Consider the following 7,051-nt stretch of genomic DNA (forward strand, 5'->3'; position numbering starts at 1 on the left):
CCACCCCGGGCGCGCCATGAACGCAGACGACAGCCTCTTCGACGTCCCGGGGACGGTCCCGGGGCCCGGCCCAGGGACCGGAGACGACGGCGGGCCCGCCCCGACACGTTCAGCGGATTCCTACTTCCACCCGGGCGCGCACGCCCCGTTGGCGGTGCGGATGCGCCCACGCACGCTGGACGAGGTCGTCGGCCAGTCCCACGTCCTCGGCGACAGTTCGCCGCTGCGCCGCCTCATCGACGGCCGGGGGGACTCCTCGGTGATCCTCTACGGCCCGCCCGGCACCGGCAAGACCACCGTGGCCTCGCTGGTGGCCGGTGCGTCCGGCCGGAGGTTCGAGGCTCTCTCGGCGCTCAACGCCGGGGTCAAGGAGGTGCGCGCGGTCATCGAGGACGCCCGCCGGCGCCTGGCCCGGGGGGAGTCGACGGTCCTGTTCATCGACGAGGTCCACCGCTTCTCCAAGACCCAGCAGGACGCCCTGCTGGGGGCGGTCGAGAACCGCACCGTCCTGCTCGTGGCCGCCACCACCGAGAACCCCAGTTTCTCCGTGGTCTCGCCGCTGCTGTCGCGTTCTCTGCTGGTGCAGCTGCGACCGCTGCAGGACAGTGACGTGGCCACCTTGCTGACCCGGGCGGTCGAGGACCCCCGCGGCTACGGCGGTGCGGTCAGCGTGGAGGACGACGCGCGCGACCTGCTGGCCGCCCTCGCCGCCGGGGACGCCCGACGGGGCCTGACCTACCTCGAGGCCGCTGTCGAGGGGCTCGGGGACCGGACGGTCCTCACCACCGCCGACGTCCGCGCCTCCACCGACCGTGCGGTCGCCCGTTACGACCGGGACGGCGACCAGCACTACGACATCACCAGTGCGTTCGTGAAGTCGCTGCGCGGGTCCGACCCGGACGCCGCACTGCACTACCTGGCGCGCATGATCGACGCAGGGGAGGACCCCCGGTTCATCGCCCGCAGGCTCGTCGTCCACGCCTCCGAGGACGTGGGCATGGCCGACCCTTCGGCACTGCAGGTGGCGGTCGCCGCCCATCAGGCCGTGAGTTTCATCGGCATGCCTGAGGGCAGGATCCCGTTGGCGCAGGCGACGGTGCACATCGCCACCGCGGCGAAGTCGAACTCCGTGATCCGGGGCATCGACGCAGCCCTGGCCGACGTCCGCGAGGGACGCGGCCCCGTGGTGCCCCCGCACCTGCGCGACGGACACTACTCAGGTGCCGAGGCCCTGGGCAACGCAGTGGGCTACCGTTACCCGCACGACGACCCCCGGGGCGTCCTGCGCCAGGACTACCTGCCCGCTGATCTTGCGGGGGCGGAGTACTACCGCCCCACGGACCACGGCCGTGAGCACACCCTCAGGCCCCGGCTGGAGACCCTTCGCGGCATTGTGCGGGGCAACGGGTAGACTGTTTCCGGTTAAGACACCGTGTCGACGATCCAGCTATCAAGAAGGTTCCGTAACTGTGCAGACTCATGAGATCCGCGAGCGATTCCTCAATCACTTCGTGAAGGCAGGTCACACCGAGGTTCCCAGCGCCTCGCTGATCCTGGACGACCCGAACCTGCTGTTCGTCAACGCCGGCATGGTTCCGTTCAAGCCGTATTTCCTCGGTGAGCAGACTCCGTCGTCGTCGCGGGCGACCTCGATCCAGAAGTGCGTGCGCACCCTGGACATCGAGGAGGTGGGTATCACCACCCGGCACAACACCTTCTTCCAGATGGCCGGCAACTTCTCCTTCGGTGACTACTTCAAGCGCGAGGTCATCCGTTACGCCTGGGACCTGCTGACGAACCCGGTCGCCGAAGGCGGGTTCGGCATGGACCCCGACCGTCTGTGGCCCACGGTGTACCGGACCGACGACGAGGCGGCCGCGATCTGGCACGAGGACATCGGTGTGCCCCTGGAGCGGATCCAGCGCCGCGGCGGCGAGGACAACTACTGGGACATGGGTGTGCCGGGCCCGGGCGGTCCCTGTTCCGAGATCTTCTACGACCGCGGTCCGGAGTACGGCGTCGACGGCGGTCCGGCCGCGGACGAGAACCGGTTCATCGAGATCTGGAACCTGGTGTTCATGCAGGACATTCGCGGTGACAAGAGCCCCAAGGAGGGCTACGAGCCGATCGGGGAGCTGCCGCAGAAGAACATCGACACCGGTATGGGCATCGAGCGCGTGGCCTGCATCCTGCAGGGCGTGGAGAACGTCTACGAGACCGACCTGCTGGCACCGGTGATCAAGGTCGCCGAGCAGCTGACCGGCTCGGTCTACGGGCGTGTCGAGAACTCCGTGGAGGACGTGCGCTTCCGTGTCATCGCCGACCACAGCCGCACCGCGCTGATGCTGATCCTCGACGGGGTCACCCCGGGCAACGAGGGCCGCGGCTACATCCTGCGTCGGCTCCTGCGCCGCATCATCCGTTCCGCACGTCTGCTGGGGGCCACCGGGCCGACCATGGAGCGGTTCATGGACACCGTGCGCAGCACCATGACCCCGTCCTACCCGGAGATCACCGAGAACTGGGAGCGTATCCGCGCCGTCGCCGTCGGTGAGGAGACCACCTTCCTCAAGACACTGGAGTCCGGAACCCGCCTCTTCGAGGACGCCGCAGCCCGGGTCAAGGCCGCCGGGGGGACGGAGCTCGGCGGCGACGCCGCGTTCGTGCTGCACGACACCCACGGGTTCCCGATCGACCTGACGGTCGAGATGGCTTCGGAGGCCGGTCTCACCGTGGACAAGGAGGGCTTCGACGCCCGTATGTCCGAGCAGCGCGAACGCGCCAAGGCCGACAACCGCGCCAAGAAGCAGGTCCACGCCGACGTCTCGGTCTACCGCTCGTTCGTGGACAACCACCCCACGGTGTTCCTGGGATACGAGACCACCGACGCTGAGGCGCACATTCTCGGCCTGGTCTCCGACGGACAGCTGGTGGACCGCGCCGCCGAGGGCGCCGAGGTCGAGGTCATCCTGGACCGCACCCCGTTCTACGCCGAGTCCGGCGGCCAGATGGCCGACCGCGGCACCGTCACCGGTCCCGGCGGCGCCGGCCAGGTGCTCGACGTACAGAAGACCGGCCGCAAGGTGTCCCTGCACCGGGTGCGTGTCACCGGTGGGGAACTGGGTGTCGGTGACACCGTGGCCGCACACGTGGACCACGCCTGGCGGCACGCCGCCCGCCAGGCACACTCCGGAACGCACCTGATCCACGCCGCCCTGCGCCAGGTCCTCGGCCCGACCGCGGTGCAGGCGGGTTCGATGAACAAGCCGGGCTACCTGCGCTTCGACTTCAACTACGGCACCCAGCTCACCGCCGACCAGCTGCGTCGCATCCAGGAGATCTCCAACGAGGCGGTGGACACCGACTACACGGTGAACACGATCGAGACCAGCCTGGACGAGGCGAAGGCCATGGGCGCGATGGCGCTGTTCGGCGAGAACTACGGGTCCCGGGTGCGCGTCGTGGAGATCGGCGGCCCGTTCTCCATGGAGCTGTGCGGCGGCATCCACGTCGACCACTCCTCCCAGGTGGGGCCGGTCACCATCCTCGGCGAGTCCTCGGTGGGCTCCGGTACCCGAAGGATCGAGGCCTACACCGGCATGGACTCGATGCGCTACCTGGCCGACCAGAATGCCGTGGCCGGCTCGCTGGCGTCGCGTCTCAAGGTGGCGCCCGGGGAACTGCCCGACCGTTTCGCCCAGATCAGTGAGCGGCTCCAGGCAGCGGAGAAGCGGATCAACCAGTTCCGCACCGCGGAGCTGACCGCCAAGGTCGGCGACTACGTGATGCAGGCGGTCACCGTGGACGGTGTCCGTGTGGTCGCCGCGCGCGTGACCGACGGAATCGCCGGCGGTGACCTGCGTACCCTCGCCAACGACGCCAAGGCCCGGTTCGGTTCCGAGGAGGCCGTCGTCGTCTTCGCCTCGGCCGACCGGGAGTCCGGCAAGGTGCCGTTCATCGCCGCGGTCACCGATGCCGCGGTGGCCCGCGGTCTCTCCGCCGGCGATGTCGTCAAGGCGATCGCCCCACTGGTCGGCGGGCGTGGCGGCGGCAAGCCGGCGATGGCGCAGGGCTCCGGCAGTGACGTGTCGGGGATCGACGAGGCGGTGGCGGCGGTGCGTCCCCACGTGGAGTCGGTCCTGTCCGGTGACAGCTGATGACCACCCCGGACCGTCCCGGTGACGACGACCCCGGACGGGGTCGACGGCTGGGGCTCGACGTGGGCACGGTACGCATCGGGGTGGCACTGTCCGACCCCGACGGTATCCTCGCCACACCGTTGGAGACCGTCGCCGCGGAAAAGGGCAGCGGCCGCCGTCCGGGCTCCGAGTTCACCCGGATCCTGGAGCTGGCGGAGGAGAACTTCGTGGTCGAGGTCGTCGTCGGGCTCCCGGTGACCCTGCGTTCCCGTAAGACCGAGAGCACGCTGCGTGCGGAGAACTACGCCGCCGCACTGCGCGAGGCACTGGGCGACGTCCCGGTACGGCTCGTCGACGAGCGCATGTCCACCGTCGCCGCGACCGGGGCCATGCGGGCCTCGGGCGTCAGCGAACGCAAGGGCCGGTCCCGCATCGACCAGGCTGCCGCGGTGCACATCCTGCAGGGGTGGCTCGACGCCAGGACGGCCCGTCACCGCCAGTAGCGGCCCGGCACAGCCTGTAATCCATTTGTAACCGGGTGTCCGATCCGTGATATCGGGCCGCCCCGTGCGAGAATGACGCGCAACAGTGTTTTCATGACGTAGTGACACCTTGTACACACAGTAGAGACGTGGGAGTGAACCTTGCCTCGAAAGATCAGGACCGAACCCAGGTACCGCCGTCGTAGACAGTGGTCCATAGCCATCAGCCTCGCCTTGGTCCTCCTGCTCGTCTTCGTCGTGGCCTACGTCTTCTACCAGCGTGAAATCGTGGGCACCCGTGACTACGAGGGTGAGGGCAACGGCAACGCGGTACTGATCAGGGTGGACGAGGGCGACACGGTCTCGGGCCTGATCCCGCAGCTGCTCGAGGACGACGTGGTCGGCTCGCGCTCGGCGATGCTGACCGCGGCCGACGAGGCAGAGCAGCGCGGTGAGACCCGCGGTCTGGAGGCCGGCTACTACGCGCTCCAGCAGAAGATGTCGGCGGAGTCGGCGATGCAGGCGCTCACCGACGACGAACGACGTCTCGGCGTCATCGACATCCCGACCGGCATGACCCTCGAGGACATCACCGTCGTCGGCGGGGAGACCCGCGGAGGCATCTTCAGCGCCATCGCCGAGAACTCCTGCCGCGAGGGCCTGACCGACGGCCTGGAGGACTGCGTCAGCGTCGACGACCTGCGGCAGGCGATCTCCGCGACGCCCCCGGCGGAGCTCGGTGTGCCGGAGTGGGCCGTCGGGCCCGTCGAGGCGCGCGGCGACGACCCGCGCCGGATCGAGGGCCTCATCGCCCCCGGTGTGCACCTCTTCGACCCCACCGCCGGTCCGAAGGAGATCCTGACCTCCCTGGTCGAGGACTCCGCGGAGATCTACGAGGGCACCGGGCTGCTCGAGGCCTCGCAGACGGTCGGCCTGAACCCCTACGAGATGATCACCGCCGCCTCGCTGGTCGAGCGCGAGGCACCCGAGGGGGACTTCGACAAGGTCGCCCGGGTGATCCTCAACCGCTTGCACGAGGACCAGAAGCTGGAGTTCGACTCCACGGTGAACTACGATGTCGCCGCCCAGGAGGTGGCGACCACCGACGAGGACCGTGGACGGGACACCCCCTGGAACACCTACGCCAAGAAGGGACTGCCGGACACCCCGATCGCCTCGCCGGGAATCACCGCGCTGCAGGCGGTGGAGCACCCCGCCGAGGGCGACTGGCTGTACTTCGTGACGGTGGACACGGACGGGCGCACGGTGTTCAACCGGTCCTTCTCCGACCACGAGGCCGCCATCGAGGAGTCGCGGCGCAACGGCGTGCTCGACAGCGCGCGGTAGCGCTCGTGGAGATCCCTGACGGTAAGTGCACTGACAACTGAGGTGGAAGAGACCATGGTGAACGCGACCGGAAATGACGTGGCCGAGGTGTACAGCGTGGAGGAGTTCCTCTCCCTCGCGGACGAGCTGCAGGTGCGGGGTGCCGACGGGGACGGGTCCGACGGCGGCACCCCCGCACAGCTGTGTGCGGTACTGGGCAGGCCCGTGGGGCACTCGCTGTCGCCGGTGATCCATCTGGGCAGCGCGGCGATGCTGGACAACGACTCGTTGGTCTACGTCCGGGTCGACGCCGGTGAGCCCTCAGAGGTGCGGCGTCTGATGCAGCAGTCGCCACCGTGTGTCCGGGGGTTCTCCGTGACCATGCCGGGCAAGTCAGCCGCCCACGACCTCGCCGACCACGTCACCGACCGCGCAGCCCTCATCGGAAGCGCGAACACCCTGGTGCCCGTCCGGGACGCCGACGGAGAGCCGACGGGGTCGTGGTTGGCGGACAACACCGACGTCGACGGTCTCGCCGCCTGTCTGCGCGCCGTCCTCGGTGAGGACCGGGACAACGGCGCCGGACGTGGGGTGGTCGTCGGCAACGGCGGGACCGCACGTCCCGCGGTGGCCGCCCTCGCCGCGGAGGGGTTCACCTCGGTGACCGTCCTCGCACGGTCGGAGAGGGCGCTGAACCTGCAGAACCTGGTCGAGTCCTACGGCATGGAGTTCGACTGGCTTCGACTGGACGATGACCGTCTGGGAGAGGTCTGCGCCTCGGCCGACGCGTTGGTATCGACCATCCCGGCCGCCGGCGCCGCCGCTGTGGCCGAGCACCTCGCCACCGCCGCGGCGGTGGTGGACGTGATTTACGACCCGTACCCCACGCCGCTGATGCTGGCAGCCCGGGGTGCCGGGCGACCGGTGTCAGACGGGTTGCTGATGCTCGCGGGGCAGGGAGTGGAGCAGTTCCGCCAGTTCACCGGCGAGACACCCTCCACCGAGGGCATGTACCGCCTGCTGCGCGCGCACCGGCGGACGATGGAGTCCGGCCAGGGTGACGGGGACACGGCAGGCTCGGCAGGCTCAGGGGGCTAGGGGGAG

Annotated in this window: 5 protein-coding genes; all 5 read left to right on the forward strand. The window is 69.5% G+C overall.

Annotated elements, in window-relative coordinates:
- The first annotated feature begins 16 nt into the window (after positions 1-16).
- The 5 genes from Q0A34_RS00315 (at position 17) to Q0A34_RS00335 (ending at position 7,045) form a co-directional block, all read left to right on the forward strand.
- Positions 17-1,411 (forward strand): replication-associated recombination protein A, encoded by a 1,395-nt coding sequence (locus Q0A34_RS00315; RefSeq protein WP_291477334.1) that lies wholly within the window; start codon positions 17-19, stop codon positions 1,409-1,411.
- 58 nt (positions 1,412-1,469) lie between these two features.
- The gene (gene alaS / locus Q0A34_RS00320) at positions 1,470-4,157 is read left to right on the forward strand and encodes an alanine--tRNA ligase (RefSeq protein ID WP_291477336.1); all 2,688 of its coding nucleotides are present in this window, start codon (positions 1,470-1,472) and stop codon (positions 4,155-4,157) included.
- Complete coding sequence (gene ruvX / locus Q0A34_RS00325) at positions 4,157-4,642, forward strand: Holliday junction resolvase RuvX (protein WP_291477338.1); 486 nt, start codon at positions 4,157-4,159, stop codon at positions 4,640-4,642. The genes alaS and ruvX overlap by 1 nt, the downstream gene beginning before the upstream one ends.
- Before the next feature lie 141 nt (positions 4,643-4,783).
- Positions 4,784-5,968: an endolytic transglycosylase MltG gene (gene mltG / locus Q0A34_RS00330; RefSeq protein WP_291477346.1), complete on the forward strand. Its 1,185-nt coding sequence runs from the start codon at positions 4,784-4,786 to the stop codon at positions 5,966-5,968.
- A 54-nt stretch (positions 5,969-6,022) separates the two neighbouring features.
- Positions 6,023-7,045 carry a shikimate dehydrogenase gene (locus Q0A34_RS00335; RefSeq protein ID WP_291477347.1) on the forward strand — a complete coding sequence of 341 codons (1,023 nt, stop codon included), beginning with the start codon at positions 6,023-6,025 and terminating at the stop codon, positions 7,043-7,045.
- The last annotated feature ends 6 nt before the right edge of the window (positions 7,046-7,051 follow it).

It is taken from the genome of Corynebacterium sp. (genome assembly GCF_022712195.1).
In the GTDB taxonomy this organism is placed as follows: domain Bacteria; phylum Actinomycetota; class Actinomycetes; order Mycobacteriales; family Mycobacteriaceae; genus Corynebacterium.